Genomic DNA, 14,226 nt, shown 5'->3' on the forward strand with positions numbered 1-14,226 from the left:
CGCTGCGGCGCTCCTTTCGAGCAGGGAGCGCCGCTTTTTGGTATCAGAACACAGGCGGCAGCATGCCGCAGTTGGGAGTATTTTTATGGCATTTGTGATCTTCAATCTGCTGTGCGTTGCGGCGCTGGTCGGCCTCGATCAGGCCATCAAGTTCTGGGCTGTCAGCGCTTTGCAGCCGGTGGGCGCAATGCCGCTGATCCCCCATGTGGTGGAGCTGCGGTTCGTGCTCAACCAGGGCATGGCATTCAGCCTGCTCAGCGGCAAGCAGCTGTTTTTGATCGTTGCAACCAGCGCAGCGCTGCTGTTGGTTGCTTATTGGCTGTTTTTCCGCAGCCGGAACAACCGTCTGCAGCAGGCCGCACTTATCCTGGTGCTGGGCGGCGGCATCGGCAACCTGATCGACCGTGTGCTGAACGGCGAGGTGGTGGATTACATCAACCTGCTGTTCATGCGGTTCGCAGTGTTCAATTTTGCAGATATCTGTGTCTGCGTTGGTGTGGCACTCTGGGTGCTGGTCATTTTCCTGGAGGAGCTGCACGAGGATACGAAAAAGGGCCCGAAGGAGCAGTAAGCCATGGAGCAGCGTGAATATATCGTGGAAGCCGAGGGCGCAGGCCAGCGCATTGACCGCTTTCTGAGCGGTGAGGACACCGGCCTTTCCCGCAGTGCCCTGCAGGGCCTAGTGGCTGAGGGCCATGTGCTCTGCAACGGCAGGGCCCCGGCCAAAAGCCTGAAGCTCAAGGCAGGGGATATCATCCTGCTGGAGATCCCCGACGCAAAGCCCATTGAGGCTGTACCGCAGGAGATCCCGCTGGACATCGTCTATGAGGATGCGCACCTTCTGGTGGTCAACAAGCCCAAAGGGATGGTCGTCCACCCGGCTCCCGGCAACCCGGACGGCACTCTGGTCAACGCCCTGCTCTGGCACTGCAAGGGCAGCCTTTCCGGCATTGGCGGCGAGATCCGGCCCGGCATCGTCCACCGCATCGATAAGGACACCAGCGGCCTGCTGGTGGTGGCAAAGGATGATGCAACCCACATCGGCCTTTCCCAGCAGATGGCGGTGCACAGCGTGGAGCGGGCCTACAATACCATCGTCTATGGCGGCTTTGCCCAGGATGAGGGTTTTGTGGAGAGCAACCTGGGCCGCAGCAAGACCGACCGCAAGAAGATGGCGGTCTATCCGGCCAGTGAGCTCCACACAAAGTACGCCTATACCGGCTACAAGGTGCTGGAACGGCTGGGCGAGTTCACGATGCTGGAGTGCCGCCTGAAAACGGGCCGTACCCACCAGATCCGCGTTCACATGGCTTCCATCCACCACCCGGTGGCGGGCGACCCGGTGTACGGCCCCCACAACTGCATCACCAGCCTGCATGGGCAGTGCCTGCATGCAAAAACGCTGGGTTTTGTTCATCCCATCACGGGGGAACACCTGCGGTTCGATTCTGAGCTGCCGGATTACTTCACCCGCTTCTTGACCACGCTCCGTCAGCGCACAGGAGGAAATACCCTATGAAAGAGACGACCATTGACCAGACCCTAGTCCTCTGTGATCTGGACAACCTGCTGCTGGATGCTGCAGGCAATCTGCCTCAGCTCCAGCGGGATGTGCTGCAGCTTTTTTCCAGCAGGGGCGGCAGGCTGACCGTTTTCTCTCAGCGCTCGCCCCGGGCAGTCCGCTCTCTGCTGGGCGGGGTGCGGCTCAGTGCGCCCGCACTGGTCTGCGGCGGCACACTGGCCTACAACTTTTCGGAGGGCTCCGGCACCGCGCTGTGCAGCTTTGAGGGGATGGAGGAGTCTGTCCTGAAGATACTGCCCTCCCTGTCCGGTGTGGGCATTGCCCTGCAGATGCGCGATGGCTCCACCCGTGCTGTGCGGATGAGCGAAGGGCTGGTGTTCCACCTCAAGCAGGAGTGGACTCCCTTTGTGCTGAGCAACGCCGCTGATGTCAAGGGCGAGGACGTTCTGCGCATCCTGTTTTATCAGGACAAAAAGCAGATGCCCATTCTGCCCACACTGCAAAAGGCACTGGGGGACGCGGCAGCCTTCCTGCATGCGGAGCGCCTTGCACCGGATACGCTGGTGCTTACCCCGGGCCTTGTCTCAGGCAGTACCATGCTCAACGCCGTCTGCCCTCCCTCCGGCTATGCTGCCGAGCAGCTGACGGTGCTGGCCGGCTGCACCCAGATGCTCGACCTTGTCCATCTGGCGGGGGAGAGCGTTGTGCCTGCGGATGCCGCGCCTGAACTGCGCCTTGCCGCCAACCGGATGACCCTGACCGACCACGATGCCGGTGCAGCGGCAGAGCTTTTGTATGGCATGGTGCGCCGTGCGGAAACTTCTGCGTAAAATCATTGTAAAGCTCTCTGCAAATTCTCCGCAGAGGGCTTTCTTTTTCAGAGAAAGTCGGGTACAATGGGATGAAGAAAGCCAGTCTCACAAAAACAGAACAGAGATTTCTGTGGACAGCGGCCCTTGTCTGCGCGGTGTGCGTTGCGCTGGCGTTTGGATTTGCCGTTCCGCGGCAGGCAGAACCGGACCGTGCAGCCGGGAGTGAAACACCGCTCATCCAGCTGGCGCGGGTCGATCTGAACACCGCCGGGTTAGATGCTCTCTGCACCCTGCCGAGAGTGGGGGAGCAGCGCGCCCGGGCCATCATTGAATACCGGGAGCAGTACGGGCGCTTTGCCGCGGTGGAAGAGGCCGCTGCTGTGCCTGGCCTGACGGAAGCGGTGGTGGCTGAGTGGGATGGACTTGTTTATGTGAGCTGAAGCGCTGCGGCGAAAGCCGCATGTCAGGGAAAAAGGGAGTAAACTACTATGAAAGAGGATACGATCTTCATCAACCGTGAACTCAGCTGGCTGGACTTTAACCGCCGTGTGCTGGTGCTGGGCAAGGATAAGAATGTCCCGCTGGCGGAGCAGGTGAAATTCCTTGCCATTTATGGCTCCAATCTGGATGAATTTTTCATGGTGCGTGTGGGCTCCCTGCAGGAGCGCGCAAACCTTGCACGCAGTCAGAAAGATAAGGACAAGCGTGAGAACAAGACCAATATGACGGCCGAGGAACAGCTGAACGCCATCATGCCCAAGGTTGCCCATTTGCAGGAGGATTGCGATAAATACTACGAGAAAGCGCTGGAAAATCTGGATGCCTGCGGCTATAAAAAGGTAAACTTCGATGGGATGGATAAGGAACAGGAGCGCTTCTGGAAAAAGTACTTCCAGAACGAGCTGTTCCCCATCCTCAGCCCGCAGATCGTGGACAACCGCCACCCGTTCCCATTCCTGCGCAATAAGGAGATCTACCTGGGCGCTCTGCTCAAGGAAAAGGAGGGCCAGAGCCTTGGCATGATCCCCATTTCCAGCCAGATGGAGCGGCTGATCCTGGTGCGCCGGGAGGGCAAGACCGAGTTTGCCCTGACGGAGGAACTGGTGCTGCATTATGCGTCTCTCATCTTCGGCAAGGATGCTGTGCAGGAAAAGTGCCTGTTCCGCGTTACCCGCAACGCTGACATTGATGTAAAAGAGGGCATGATGGACCATGATATCGATTACCGCGAGATCATGGCCGACCTGCTCAAGCGCCGCCGCAAGCTGGCCGCTGTCCGCCTGCAGGTAACTCCCACGGCCCCGCAGGAGATCCTGCGTCTCCTCTGCGATAAATTAGAACTGAGCCATAAGCGGGTGTTCGCCCAGAAGAGCCCGCTGGATCTGAGCTTCTTCTACAAGCTCACCGGTAAAATGGAGGCCGAGGGCAACCCGGAGCTGTTCTATCCCTCGGCCCGGCCCATGCTGCCGCCCCAGGATTATGACCTTGCCGCCGAGGTGGAAAAGCACGATGTCCTGCTCAGTTATCCGTATCAGTCCATCCGCCCCTTCATCGCGATGCTGAAAAAGGCTGCGCGGGATCCGGAGGTTATCTCCATTAAGATGACCCTTTACCGGATGGCGCGGGAATCCCAGATCGTGCAGGCCCTGATCGAAGCCGCCGAAAACGGCAAGGAAGTGGTGGCTCTGGTAGAGCTGCGTGCCCGCTTTGACGAGCAGAACAACATCGACTGGTCCAAGCAGCTGGAAGAGGCTGGCTGTACCATTCTCTATGGCTTTGATGATTACAAGGTGCACTCCAAGCTGACCCTCATCACCAAGAAGAGCCCGCAGGGCTACAGCTACATCACCCAGATCGGCACCGGCAACTACAACGAAAAGACCAGTGAGCTCTATACCGATTATTCGTTCATCACGGCAGATCTGGGCATCGGTGAGGAAGCCTCCAACGTGTTCCAGAACCTTGCCGTGCAGAAACTGACGGAGACCACCGAGAAGATGCTGGTGGCTCCTCTGCGCTTCAAGAGCGTGCTGCTGGACGAGATGGACCGGGTCATCAATGCAGCCAAGCTGGGCCGCCCGGCATCCATGATCCTGAAAAACAACTCCATCTCGGATCGGGATATCATCCTGAAGCTCGAAGAAGCCAGCTGTGCGGGGGTTCGCATCGATATGATCGTGCGCGGCATCTGCTGTGTCCGCGCCGAGGTGCCAGGTAAGACCGAGAACCTGCATATCCGCAGTCTGGTGGGCCGCTACCTTGAGCATGGCCGCATCTACAGCTTCTACGATGGCGTGACCACCCGCATCTATATCGCCTCCGGCGATTTCCTCACCCGCAACACCGAGTGCCGTGTGGAGGTGGGTGTCCGGGTGGAGGACCCTGTCCTCATCCAGAAGCTGAGCGATATCCTGCAGCTGCAGCTGCGGGATAACGTCAATGCCCGGGAGATGCGGGCAGACGGCAGCTATCAGAAGGTGAAAGCGGCCCCCGGTGAGCCCCTTGTCAACGGCCAGATGGACATGTACGATCTGCTCCGGGATGACTGGCTCGCCCGGGATACCGCTTCTGCGGCAGAACCGGAGCAGCCTGAAATAAAGGCACCGGAACGGCTGTCTGAGCCCGAAACGAGACCGGAGCCGGTTCAGGTGGCGGAGCAGCCCGCAGAACCAACAAAACAGCCTGCCACGGTGAAAGCAGCACCTGCTCCGGCTGTGCAGAGCGCACCCGCTCCGCACGATGTTGATCGCGCGGAACGGCACGGCCACCCCAGCCTCTTCCAGCGGCTCCATGACTGGCTCCGCCGGTAAATACGGAAAGAGCACCCTCTGGGAAATCTCCCAGGGGGTGTTTTGGTTCTCAGTGATCTTCCTTCTGCATACACTTTCCAGAACGGAGGGCGAAAAGATGCAGGCAAAACATGGACGAGCAGGGAAACACAAGCGATATCAACGGGCGGCGGTGCTGGCTCTGACGGTGCTGCTGATCATTCTGCTGGCGGGCAGGGTGCTCCCGGTCTGTGCGGGCAAAAATGTCCCGGCGGGAGCCAGCCTGAAACAGGCAAAGCCGGGGCAGATCCTCTGCTTCCCGCTGGAAACGGCGGCGTGGCGTGTCTCTGACCCTTATGGCTGGCGGAAGGATCCCTTTACCGGGGAAAAAGCCTTCCACCGGGGCGTGGACCTTGCCTGCGGGGAGGGCACACCGGTCCTTGCGGCACTGGACGGCGTGGTGACCGCCGCCCGGCGTGGAGCCGCTTACGGCAACTATGTCCGGCTGACCCATGGGGACGGGCAGGAAACGCTCTATGCCCACATGCAGTATCTCTATGTCCGGGCCGGGGAGGTGGTTGCAGCGGGCCAGCGGCTGGGCACTGCCGGACAGACGGGCCGTGCCACCGGGGCACACCTGCACTTTGAATTTCTGACAGGCGGCATCCGGTATGATCCTTCTGCCGCACTGAGCCTGCCATGATGCGGCATCGGTTCCGGTACGGGCCGCTTGTGTTCCGGGACCCGTTGCTGCTCTGCGGGGCGCTGTACGTTCTGCTCTATTTCGATGCAAGCGGGTTTCTGAGGCTGGGGCTGCTGGCAGCATTCCTGCATGAGTGGGGGCACATCGGGATATATCTTGCCCTGTTTGGGCAGTTTCCGGTCATTGAAGTCACCCTTGCCGGCTTTTGTATGCGCACCCGGGGCAGGGAAATGACCCTGTGGCAGACCGCTCTCCTTGCCGCGGCAGGCCCTGCGGTGAATTTGGTGCTGGCCGGGCTCTGGATGCTTCGGCTGGAACAGCGGGCCACCATCCGGGCCAGTGCCTTTCTGGCGGCCAACCTCCTGACCGGGGCCTTCAACCTCCTGCCCATCCCGCCGCTGGATGGGGCACAGCTGGCGGCGTGCGGCTGGTCGCTGCTCCAAAACAATGATTGCATTTCCCGGCAGAATCGGGTACAATAAAATGAATGAAGTAAAACTGTTCTGTCAATGGAGGAACTTGATGTTTGATCCCAAGCTGAAAGAAGCGCTGGGCCGGGTGCAGAAGCCGGGCCGTTACACCGGCGGCGAACCGGGCAGCGTGTATAAAGACAAAGAAAAGGTGGATGTCCGGTTTGCATTCTGCTTCCCGGATACCTACGAGGTGGGAATGTCCTTCCTCGGTGAGAAGATCCTGTACGAGCTGCTCAACAGCCACGAGAACTGGTGGTGTGAGCGGGCCTTTATGCCCTGGCTGGATATGAAGGCTGAGATGGAGCGGCTGGACCTGCCCCTGTACACTATGGAGAGCAAGGACCCCCTGACCGATTTTGATGCGGTGGGCTTTACCCTGCAGTACGAGCTTTCCTATACCAACATTCTGGCCATGCTCGATCTGGCGCACATTCCGTTCTACGCAAAGGACCGCGACGAGCACTGGCCCCTGATCGTGGCGGGCGGCCCCTGCGCCTGCAACTCGGAGCCCATTGCAGATTTCTTTGATGTCATCCAGCTGGGTGAGGGTGAGAACCAGCTGCCTTCCATCTGCGCCGAGATCGAGCGCGCCAAGAAAGAGGGCGGTGTCTCCAAAAAGGAGCTGCTGCGCCGCATTGCAAAGATCCCCGGGGTCTATATCCCCGCCTTCTACGATGTGACCTACTTTGAGGACGGCCGGGTCAAAGCCATTACCCCCAACGAGCCGGGCATCCCGGCGGTCATCACCAAGGCCATCATCAAGGATCTGAACGAGTTTGCCCCGCCAACGAACTTTGTTGTGCCCATGGTGGGTGCCATCCAGGATCGTGCCAGCATTGAGGTGCTGCGCGGCTGTGTGCGCGGCTGCCGGTTCTGCCAGGCGGGCTTCCTGTACCGCCCCATGCGCCAGCGGGATGCCAGCCTGCTGAATAAGGCGGCACAGGATCTGTGCGCCAACACCGGCTATGAGGAGCTGAGCCTGTCCAGCCTGTCCACCTCCGACCACGGCCAGCTGGAAGAACTGCTGGATGATCTGAATGAGTGGGCCCCCAAGGAGCACGTCAGCCTCTCTCTGCCCTCCCTGCGGATGGACAACTTCTCCCAGAGCCTGATCGAAAAGACCACAAAGGTGCGCAAGAGCGGCCTGACCTTTGCGGCCGAGGCCGGTACCCAGCGCCTGCGGGATGTCATCAACAAGAATGTTACCTGGGACGAGATCGAAAAGACCTGCTCACTGGCCTTTGCCAACGGCTATTCCTCGGTCAAGCTCTACTTTATGATGGGCCTGCCCACTGAGACGATGGAGGACATCGAGGGCATTGCCGAGACCGCTCAGAAGGTGGTAGATCTCTATTACTCCAACCCCAGGCACGCCAAGGGCAGGGGTGTGCAGGTAACCATCAGCTGTGCCTGCTTTGTGCCCAAGCCCCATACGCCTTTCCAGTTCGTGCCTATGGACACGGAGGAAAGCCTGCAGGCCAAGCAGAAGCACCTGCTGGAAAGCGTCCACAGCCGCAAGATCAAGGTGAACTATCACGACAGCACCACCAGTTTTCTGGAGGGCGTGTTCGCCAAGGGCGACCGCCGTTTGGCTCCTGTTATTCTGGAAGCCTACAAACGGGGCTGTTACTTTGACGGCTGGGAAGAGTGCTTCAAGTATGATACCTGGATGCAGGTGTTTGAGGATCTGGGCATTGATCCCAAGTTCTACTGCCAGCGTCCCATTGGGCTGGACGAGGTGACCCCGTGGAGCCACATGGACTACGGTGTGACCCACGAATATCTGGTTCGAGAGTACAACAAGGCCCTTGCCGCCCAGACCACCCAGCCCTGCAACCGTGCCTGCCATGGCTGCGGTGCCAATCATCTGTTAGGAGGTCCCTGCTTTGATTACAGTCAGAATCTCGTTTGAGAAGAAGAATGAGGCCTCCTACATCTCCCTGCTGGATCTGCAGCGGGTGATGCAGCGGGTGCTCAAGCGCAGCGGCCTGCCTGTGTGGCACACGCTGGGCTTCAACCCCCACATCTACATGACCTTTGCCTGCCCGCTTTCGCTGGGGCAAGAGAGCGAGTGTGAGTGCGTGGATGTCAAGACCGAGGCTGAGAACCCGGATTTTGCCCAGTGGCAGACCGAGCTGAATGCCATCATGCCCACCGGCATCCGCATCACCCATGTGGGCCCGGTGCAGATGAAGGCTGACCTCATCGCCTTTGCCTGTTACCAGATCACCTACCCGGCGGCGGCAGCGGCTGTGCTGGAACAGTATAACGCGCTGGAAAGCGCCCCGGTGGAAAAGCACAGCAAAAAGGGCAAAAAGATCGTGGAGCTCAAGGATCACATCCCGCAGGTGGAATATACCACCGCAGGGGATCGTGTCTGCATGGAGCTCTGCCTGCCTGCCGCACAGGAGCTGAACCTGAACCCCTCGCTGCTCACCGGCTTTCTGGAAGAAAAGTTCGGTCTGCCTGCCGCCAGCGCAGGCATCCTGCGCAAGCGCTTCCTGACGGCGGATCGGCAGCTCTTTGCCTGATTTCCCGGGCAAAGAATGCCTTTTGGGCAGAACAGAAAATTTTTGGGATTATTTTGGGCAAATCGCTTGATTTTACGGGCGTTTTGTGCTATCCTATTAGGGCGTTAGTGTCCGCTGATACCACAGCGGGGTTAATGACAATATCATTAAACGGGCGGTCCTCTGACGGCAAGGTGCCGTGTATGAACGTCTAAAAACAAATGGAGGATTCAAAAATGGACGCACTGAAGATTATTTCTGAAGGCAGCATCAAGGCTGAGAAGCCCCAGTTCAACGTTGGCGATACCGTCCGCGTTGATGTTCGTATCAAGGAAGGCGAGCGTGAGCGTATTCAGGCTTTCGAGGGCACCGTCATTGCTAAGAAGCACGGCGGCGTTGCAGAGACCTTTACCGTTCGCCGCGTTTCCTACGGTGTCGGCGTTGAGCGTGTCTTCCCCATCAACAGCCCCTTCGTTGAGAAGGTCACCGTTGTCCGCAAGGGCAAGGTTCGCCGCGCCAAGCTGTTCTATCTGCGTGGTCGTACCGGCAAGGCTGCTAAGGTCAAGAGCGATATTTGATGATCCCCGCGTAAAACCGGGAGAAAAGGGACAACTTGTTGTCCCTTTTTTCTTTATTCCGGGCCAGACAAGATTGTGAGGTGCATCGGGAAATGGAAAAGCATGCTTCAACACAGGAAACTGTGCGCGGACAGAATGTGTTTGAGTGGTACGAGGCGCTGATCTCCGCCGCGCTGGTGCTGGTGCTGGTATTCTCACTGTTCTTCCGCATCATTCAGGTGGACGGCGAATCCATGGTGCCCACCTTGCAGAACGGCGATAAGCTGATCGTCTGGGGCGCAGGCTACGAGCCCCAGCGGGGCGATGTGGTCATCGTGGACAGCTACACGGCCTACGGTAAGCCGCTGGTCAAGCGTGTCATTGCCAAGGGCGGCGATGTGGTGAACATTGATTATCAGGCTGGCACGGTCTCGGTGAACGGGGAAGTGCTGCAGGAAGCTTATATCGCTGAACCGACCTATCTTGGCTATGACGTAACGTTCCCGTACACGGTGCCGGAGGGCACGGTGTTTGTGATGGGCGATAACCGCAACGCCTCACTGGACAGCCGCTCGTCCTATGTGGGCTGCATTGATGAACGCGATATTCTGGGCAAAGTGCTGCTCTGCTTTTTGCCCTTTTCGGATTTTGGGGTGGTAAAATGAACAACGATACCCGCTTTGCAAATCAATATAACATCCAATGGTTCCCAGGCCACATGACCAAGACCCTGCGGATGATGGAGACGGAGATCCAGCATGTGGATGCCAGTCTGGTGCTGCTGGATGCCCGCATCCCACTTTCCAGCCTGAACCCCGAGGTGGAGCGTATTACGGCCCGCAAGCCCAAGCTCTATGTGCTGAACAAGGCAGATCTGGCCGATCCTGCCGTGACAGAGGAGTGGATCAGATACTTCCGCGCCGCCGATGCAGGCTGCGTGGCCATCAGCGCCAAGCAGAAGGGCGGTGCCAAGGCGGTGCAGATCGCCATTGAAAGGGAGCTGGCCTCGCTATTGGAGCGCCGCCAGAACCGTGGTATGGGTGGTGCCAAAACTCAGGTGATGCTCTGCGGCATCCCCAACGTGGGCAAATCCACCTTCATCAACACCTTTGCAGGTTCTGCCCGTGCCAAGGCGGCCGACCGCCCCGGCGTGACCAAGGGCAAGCAGTGGGTCAGCACCGAAAAGTTTGACCTGCTGGATATGCCTGGCGTGCTCTGGAAAAAGTTTGATTCCAAGACCATTGCTTCTAATCTGGCCTTCATCGGCTCCATCAAGGATGATATTCTGGATGTGGAAGAACTGGCCATGAATCTGCTGGATGAGGTGCGCCGCAATTACCCCGACCTTGTGGCCCAGCGCTACAAGCTGGATACAGAGACACTGGCCCTGCCGCCCTACGAACTGATGGAGGCCATTGGCCGCAAGCGCGGTCTGCTGGTGCGCGGCGGCGAGGTGAATACCGAGCGCTGTGCCATCATGCTGGTGGACGAGTTCCGCGCCTGCAAGTGGGGCCGCATCTCTCTGGAGCGCCCGCCCCAGCGGGATGATCTGGCGGATTTTGCCGAGGAGGACGACGAATGAAACGGCGTTCTGACGAGGAGATCTCTGCCCCTCTGTACGAGTATGATGCGGCTATCCGTGCGCAGTACGGTTTTTTTGCCGGTGTGGACGAAGCGGGCCGCGGCCCGTTGTGCGGCCCGGTCGTTGTGGCGGCCTGTATCCTTGACCCGGAGAAGCCGGTGTACGGCATCAACGACTCCAAGAAGCTGACCGAGAAAAAACGGGAAGCCCTCTTTGATGAGATCCGTGACAAGGCGCTGGCCTATAAGATCGTCTTTGTAGGCCCGGAAATCATCGACCGGGATAATATCCTGAACGCCACCATGAGCGGCATGAAGCAGGCTGCGGAAGGGCTGGACATTGTGCCGAATCTTGTGCTGGTGGATGGCAACCGTGTCCCGGCTGCGTTGGAGATCCCCGCCCAGCCGGTGGTCAAGGGCGATGCCACCAGCGCCAGCATCGGCGCGGCATCGATCCTGGCAAAGGTCAGCCGTGACCGCTATATGATGGAGCTGGACAAGCAGTACCCGCAGTATCAGCTGGCAAAACACAAGGGTTACCCGACCAAGCTCCATTATGAACTGATCGAGCAGTACGGGATCCAGCCCTTCTACCGCCGCAGCTTCCTGAAAAAGCAGGGCTATTGGCCGGAGGGCAAGTGATGGATCGGGCCGAGACCGGCCGCACCGGCGAGGCTGTGGCCGCGCGGTATTACCAGAAGCAGGGATGTGAGCTGGTGGCCCACAACTACCGCACTAGGATGGGGGAAATCGACCTCATCCTGCGGGAGCCGGACGGCACACTGGTGCTCTGTGAGGTCAAGACCCGCAGCCCCGACCCGCTGGCCGCACCTGCTGCGGCCGTGACCCCTGCCAAGCAGCGCAGGCTCATCCGCACCGCGGAATATTATCTCCAGCACACCGGACAGAGTGCTGAACCGGTTCGTTTTGACGTTGCCGAAGTGACCCCTCTTGACAGCGGGCGCTGGATGGTACATATTATAAAGGGTGCATTTACCGCGTAATGCGGGGTGCATCGGTGGGAAAAGGCAGAAAACGGCTTTTGCCGCTGTCACAAACATGGGGCCAATGCGGGTCCCGCTGGCAAAAAGGAGCGACGACAATGCAGTTTTTCAGCACGAGAGATCATAACCGCGTGGTAAGTGCCTCTCAGGCCATTGCACAGGGCCTGTCGGATGAGGGCGGTCTGTTTGTTCCGCAGAGCTTCCCGCAGGTGGATGTCAAGGCGATCTGTGCGCTGGATTACCCCGAGATGGCTGCTGCCATCGTGGGGCAGTATCTGACTGATTATTCGCAGGAGTTCCTGCAGGAGGCCGCCAAGGCCACCTATGGTGCGGCCTTTGGTGGAAAGGCGGGCTATCTGGCCCCTGTTTCGGATGAGGTGTACTCTCTGGAACTGTGGCATGGCCCGACCTGCGCCTTCAAGGATTACGCCCTGCAGCTGATGCCGAAGCTGCTGGTGGAGGCAAAGAAAAATCTTGACCGCACCGAGAAAACATTGATCCTGGTGGCGACCAGCGGCGATACCGGCAAGGCCGCGCTGGATGGCTACCACGATATCCCGGGTGTGGAGATCGCGGTGTTCTTCCCCACGGGCGGTACCAGTGAGATCCAGCGCCTGCAGATGGTGACCCAGGAAGGCGAAAATGTGGCGGTCTACGCTGTGCGCGGTAACTTCGATGATGCCCAGACCGGCGTGAAGAAGGTCTTTGGCGACCAGGCCATTGCTGCCGAGCTGGCAAAGCGGAACATCCGCCTGTCCAGTGCAAACTCCATCAACTGGGGCCGTCTGGTGCCGCAGATCGTTTACTACTTTGCCGCCTACGCCCAGCTGCTCAAGGCAGGGAAGGCGCGCTTTGGTGACAAGGTGGACTTCTGTGTGCCTACGGGCAATTTTGGCGATATTCTGGCGGGCTACTATGCAAAACAGATGGGCCTGCCGGTGGGCCGACTGATCTGCGCTTCCAATGAGAACAACGTCCTGACCGATTTCCTGACCACCGGTACTTATACTGCCAAGCGGGAATTCTTCAAGACCACTTCTCCCAGCATGGATATTCTGGTGTCCTCCAATCTGGAGCGCCTGCTCTATCACGTCACCGGCAGCGATGCCGAGGTGGCGGGCCTGATGAAGAGCCTGTCTGAAACCGGCAGCTATACCGTCCGGCCCGAGACGCTGGCCGCCATTCAGGAAAGCTTTGGCTGCGGCTGGAGCAGCGAGGAAGAGGTGGCAGGGGAGATCCGTGCCCGCTATGAGCAGGATGGCTATCTCTGCGATACCCACACCGCTGTGGCCTTCCATGTGGCGGGCCGTCACAAGCGCGAGGGTGTGCCCATGGTGGTGCTGTCCACTGCCTCCCCCTACAAGTTCCCCCGCAGCGTGCTGGAGGCTCTGGGCCACACTGCCCCGCAGAACGACTTTGAAGCCATGCAGGAGCTGGAAGAAGCCACCGGCCGCACTGCTCCCGCAAGCCTTGCTGCCCTGCGGCAGAAGGCCGAGCGGTTCAATACCGTCATCGACCCGGAGCAGATCGCGCAGGTGGCGCTGAGCTATCAGGAATAAACCTTGTCCTGCCGGACTTAGAACAGGAGAAAAATGAATGGCACTTTATGTGCTTGGCGATACTCATCTTTCACTGGGCGCTTCCAAACCCATGGATGTTTTTCCGGGGTGGAACGGCTATGTGGAGCGGCTGGAGCGCAACTGGCGCAAACTGATCAAACCCGAGGACACCATCGTGCTGGCGGGGGATATCAGCTGGGCCATGCGCCTGAACGATACGCGCAGGGATTTTGCGTTTTTACAGGAGCTTCCCGGCCAGAAGCTGATCATGAAGGGAAACCACGATTACTGGTGGACCACGGCCAACAAGATGAACGCCTACCTCAAGGCTGAGGGCTTTGACACCCTGCACATCCTGCACAACAACTCCTACTCTGTGGAGGGGTATGCGCTGTGCGGCACCCGGGGCTGGCTGTTCGATGTGGGAGAACCCCACGATGAAAAAGTGATGAACCGCGAGATCGGGCGCTTGAAAATGAGCCTGGATGCTGCGGAACCGGGGTTGGAGAAGCTGGTTTTCCTGCATTACCCGCCGGTCTACACCGGCACCAGTGCCCCTGAGATCGTGGCCACCTTGAAGGCCTACGGCATCACCCGCTGTTACTACGGCCACCTGCACGGAAACGCCATCCGGTACGCAGTGCAGGGCGATGTGGACGGCATCCGGTATAAGCTTGTCAGTGCCGATGGCCTGCGTTTCTGCCCCTACCGCATCAATTAAAGGCGGGAAGTGTGGG

At 59.1% G+C, this 14,226-nt stretch carries 16 protein-coding genes; all 16 read left to right on the forward strand.

Annotated elements, in window-relative coordinates; genetic code table 11:
• The first annotated feature begins 85 nt into the window (after window positions 1-85).
• The 16 genes from lspA to D3F01_RS00505 all read left to right on the forward strand — a co-directional run bounded on the left by lspA (window position 86) and on the right by D3F01_RS00505 (window position 14,210).
• Window positions 86-571, forward strand: coding sequence for a signal peptidase II (lspA, locus tag D3F01_RS00430; RefSeq protein WP_097771174.1), 486 nt, complete (start codon window positions 86-88; stop codon window positions 569-571).
• 3 nt (window positions 572-574) lie between these two features.
• Entirely contained in the window at window positions 575-1,519 is a 945-nt protein-coding gene (locus D3F01_RS00435; RefSeq protein WP_242885468.1) for an RluA family pseudouridine synthase, read from the forward strand.
• Window positions 1,516-2,352, forward strand: a complete 837-nt coding sequence (locus tag D3F01_RS00440; RefSeq protein WP_242885471.1) for an HAD hydrolase family protein — start codon at window positions 1,516-1,518, stop codon at window positions 2,350-2,352. Before D3F01_RS00435 ends, D3F01_RS00440 begins: the two co-directional genes overlap by 4 nt.
• Before the next feature lie 71 nt (window positions 2,353-2,423).
• Window positions 2,424-2,774 (forward strand): helix-hairpin-helix domain-containing protein, encoded by a 351-nt coding sequence (locus tag D3F01_RS00445; RefSeq protein WP_242885474.1) that lies wholly within the window; start codon window positions 2,424-2,426, stop codon window positions 2,772-2,774.
• Window positions 2,775-2,822: 48 nt separating this feature from the next.
• The gene (gene ppk1, locus D3F01_RS00450) at window positions 2,823-5,144 is read left to right on the forward strand and encodes a polyphosphate kinase 1 (RefSeq protein WP_242885476.1); all 2,322 of its coding nucleotides are present in this window, start codon (window positions 2,823-2,825) and stop codon (window positions 5,142-5,144) included.
• Between the two features lie 97 nt (window positions 5,145-5,241).
• Window positions 5,242-5,805: a M23 family metallopeptidase gene (locus tag D3F01_RS00455; RefSeq protein ID WP_035394458.1), complete on the forward strand. Its 564-nt coding sequence runs from the start codon at window positions 5,242-5,244 to the stop codon at window positions 5,803-5,805.
• A complete protein-coding gene (locus tag D3F01_RS00460) occupies window positions 5,802-6,287 on the forward strand; it encodes a peptidase (RefSeq protein WP_242885479.1) in 486 nt (161 codons plus the stop codon). Before D3F01_RS00455 ends, D3F01_RS00460 begins: the two co-directional genes overlap by 4 nt.
• Before the next feature lie 40 nt (window positions 6,288-6,327).
• Window positions 6,328-8,190 carry a TIGR03960 family B12-binding radical SAM protein gene (locus tag D3F01_RS00465; RefSeq protein ID WP_005934358.1) on the forward strand — a complete coding sequence of 621 codons (1,863 nt, stop codon included), beginning with the start codon at window positions 6,328-6,330 and terminating at the stop codon, window positions 8,188-8,190.
• Complete coding sequence (locus D3F01_RS00470) at window positions 8,165-8,809, forward strand: TIGR03936 family radical SAM-associated protein (RefSeq protein WP_097771166.1); 645 nt, start codon at window positions 8,165-8,167, stop codon at window positions 8,807-8,809. The genes D3F01_RS00465 and D3F01_RS00470 overlap by 26 nt, the downstream gene beginning before the upstream one ends.
• 215 nt (window positions 8,810-9,024) lie before the next feature.
• A complete protein-coding gene (gene rplS / locus D3F01_RS00475) occupies window positions 9,025-9,366 on the forward strand; it encodes a 50S ribosomal protein L19 (protein ID WP_035394456.1) in 342 nt (113 codons plus the stop codon).
• 92 nt (window positions 9,367-9,458) lie between these two features.
• Window positions 9,459-10,010 (forward strand): signal peptidase I, encoded by a 552-nt coding sequence (gene lepB / locus D3F01_RS00480; protein ID WP_097771940.1) that lies wholly within the window; start codon window positions 9,459-9,461, stop codon window positions 10,008-10,010.
• Window positions 10,007-10,927: a ribosome biogenesis GTPase YlqF gene (gene ylqF / locus D3F01_RS00485; protein WP_242885481.1), complete on the forward strand. Its 921-nt coding sequence runs from the start codon at window positions 10,007-10,009 to the stop codon at window positions 10,925-10,927. Before lepB ends, ylqF begins: the two co-directional genes overlap by 4 nt.
• A complete protein-coding gene (gene rnhB / locus D3F01_RS00490; RefSeq protein WP_156064581.1) occupies window positions 10,924-11,568 on the forward strand; it encodes a ribonuclease HII in 645 nt (214 codons plus the stop codon). Before ylqF ends, rnhB begins: the two co-directional genes overlap by 4 nt.
• A complete protein-coding gene (locus D3F01_RS00495) occupies window positions 11,568-11,930 on the forward strand; it encodes a YraN family protein (protein ID WP_242885484.1) in 363 nt (120 codons plus the stop codon). The genes rnhB and D3F01_RS00495 overlap by 1 nt, the downstream gene beginning before the upstream one ends.
• A 98-nt stretch (window positions 11,931-12,028) precedes the next feature.
• On the forward strand, window positions 12,029-13,489 hold the full coding sequence (thrC, locus tag D3F01_RS00500) for a threonine synthase (RefSeq protein ID WP_242885487.1): 1,461 nt from the start codon (window positions 12,029-12,031) through the stop codon (window positions 13,487-13,489).
• A 37-nt stretch (window positions 13,490-13,526) separates the two neighbouring features.
• Window positions 13,527-14,210 (forward strand): metallophosphoesterase, encoded by a 684-nt coding sequence (locus tag D3F01_RS00505; protein ID WP_097771161.1) that lies wholly within the window; start codon window positions 13,527-13,529, stop codon window positions 14,208-14,210.
• The last annotated feature ends 16 nt before the right edge of the window (window positions 14,211-14,226 follow it).

Origin of the sequence: Faecalibacterium sp. BCRC 81149 (assembly GCF_022750605.1) — a bacterium.
Taxonomy (GTDB): domain Bacteria; phylum Bacillota; class Clostridia; order Oscillospirales; family Ruminococcaceae; genus Faecalibacterium; species Faecalibacterium duncaniae.

What these genes read in the sequence shown, in the direction of transcription:
- D3F01_RS00445 (WP_242885474.1), top strand. Translation starts at nt 2,424, where the DNA reads ATGAAGAAAGCCAGTCTCACAAAAACAGAACAGAGATTTCTGTGGACA.
- lepB (WP_097771940.1), top strand. Translation starts at nt 9,459, where the DNA reads ATGGAAAAGCATGCTTCAACACAGGAAACTGTGCGCGGACAGAATGTG.
- lspA (WP_097771174.1), top strand. Translation starts at nt 86, where the DNA reads ATGGCATTTGTGATCTTCAATCTGCTGTGCGTTGCGGCGCTGGTCGGC.
- ppk1 (WP_242885476.1), top strand. Translation starts at nt 2,823, where the DNA reads ATGAAAGAGGATACGATCTTCATCAACCGTGAACTCAGCTGGCTGGAC.
- D3F01_RS00465 (WP_005934358.1), top strand. Translation starts at nt 6,328, where the DNA reads ATGTTTGATCCCAAGCTGAAAGAAGCGCTGGGCCGGGTGCAGAAGCCG.
- D3F01_RS00495 (WP_242885484.1), top strand. Translation starts at nt 11,568, where the DNA reads ATGGATCGGGCCGAGACCGGCCGCACCGGCGAGGCTGTGGCCGCGCGG.
- ylqF (WP_242885481.1), top strand. Translation starts at nt 10,007, where the DNA reads ATGAACAACGATACCCGCTTTGCAAATCAATATAACATCCAATGGTTC.
- D3F01_RS00455 (WP_035394458.1), top strand. Translation starts at nt 5,242, where the DNA reads ATGCAGGCAAAACATGGACGAGCAGGGAAACACAAGCGATATCAACGG.
- D3F01_RS00440 (WP_242885471.1), top strand. Translation starts at nt 1,516, where the DNA reads ATGAAAGAGACGACCATTGACCAGACCCTAGTCCTCTGTGATCTGGAC.
- D3F01_RS00435 (WP_242885468.1), top strand. Translation starts at nt 575, where the DNA reads ATGGAGCAGCGTGAATATATCGTGGAAGCCGAGGGCGCAGGCCAGCGC.
- rplS (WP_035394456.1), top strand. Translation starts at nt 9,025, where the DNA reads ATGGACGCACTGAAGATTATTTCTGAAGGCAGCATCAAGGCTGAGAAG.
- D3F01_RS00460 (WP_242885479.1), top strand. Translation starts at nt 5,802, where the DNA reads ATGATGCGGCATCGGTTCCGGTACGGGCCGCTTGTGTTCCGGGACCCG.
- D3F01_RS00505 (WP_097771161.1), top strand. Translation starts at nt 13,527, where the DNA reads ATGGCACTTTATGTGCTTGGCGATACTCATCTTTCACTGGGCGCTTCC.
- rnhB (WP_156064581.1), top strand. Translation starts at nt 10,924, where the DNA reads ATGAAACGGCGTTCTGACGAGGAGATCTCTGCCCCTCTGTACGAGTAT.
- thrC (WP_242885487.1), top strand. Translation starts at nt 12,029, where the DNA reads ATGCAGTTTTTCAGCACGAGAGATCATAACCGCGTGGTAAGTGCCTCT.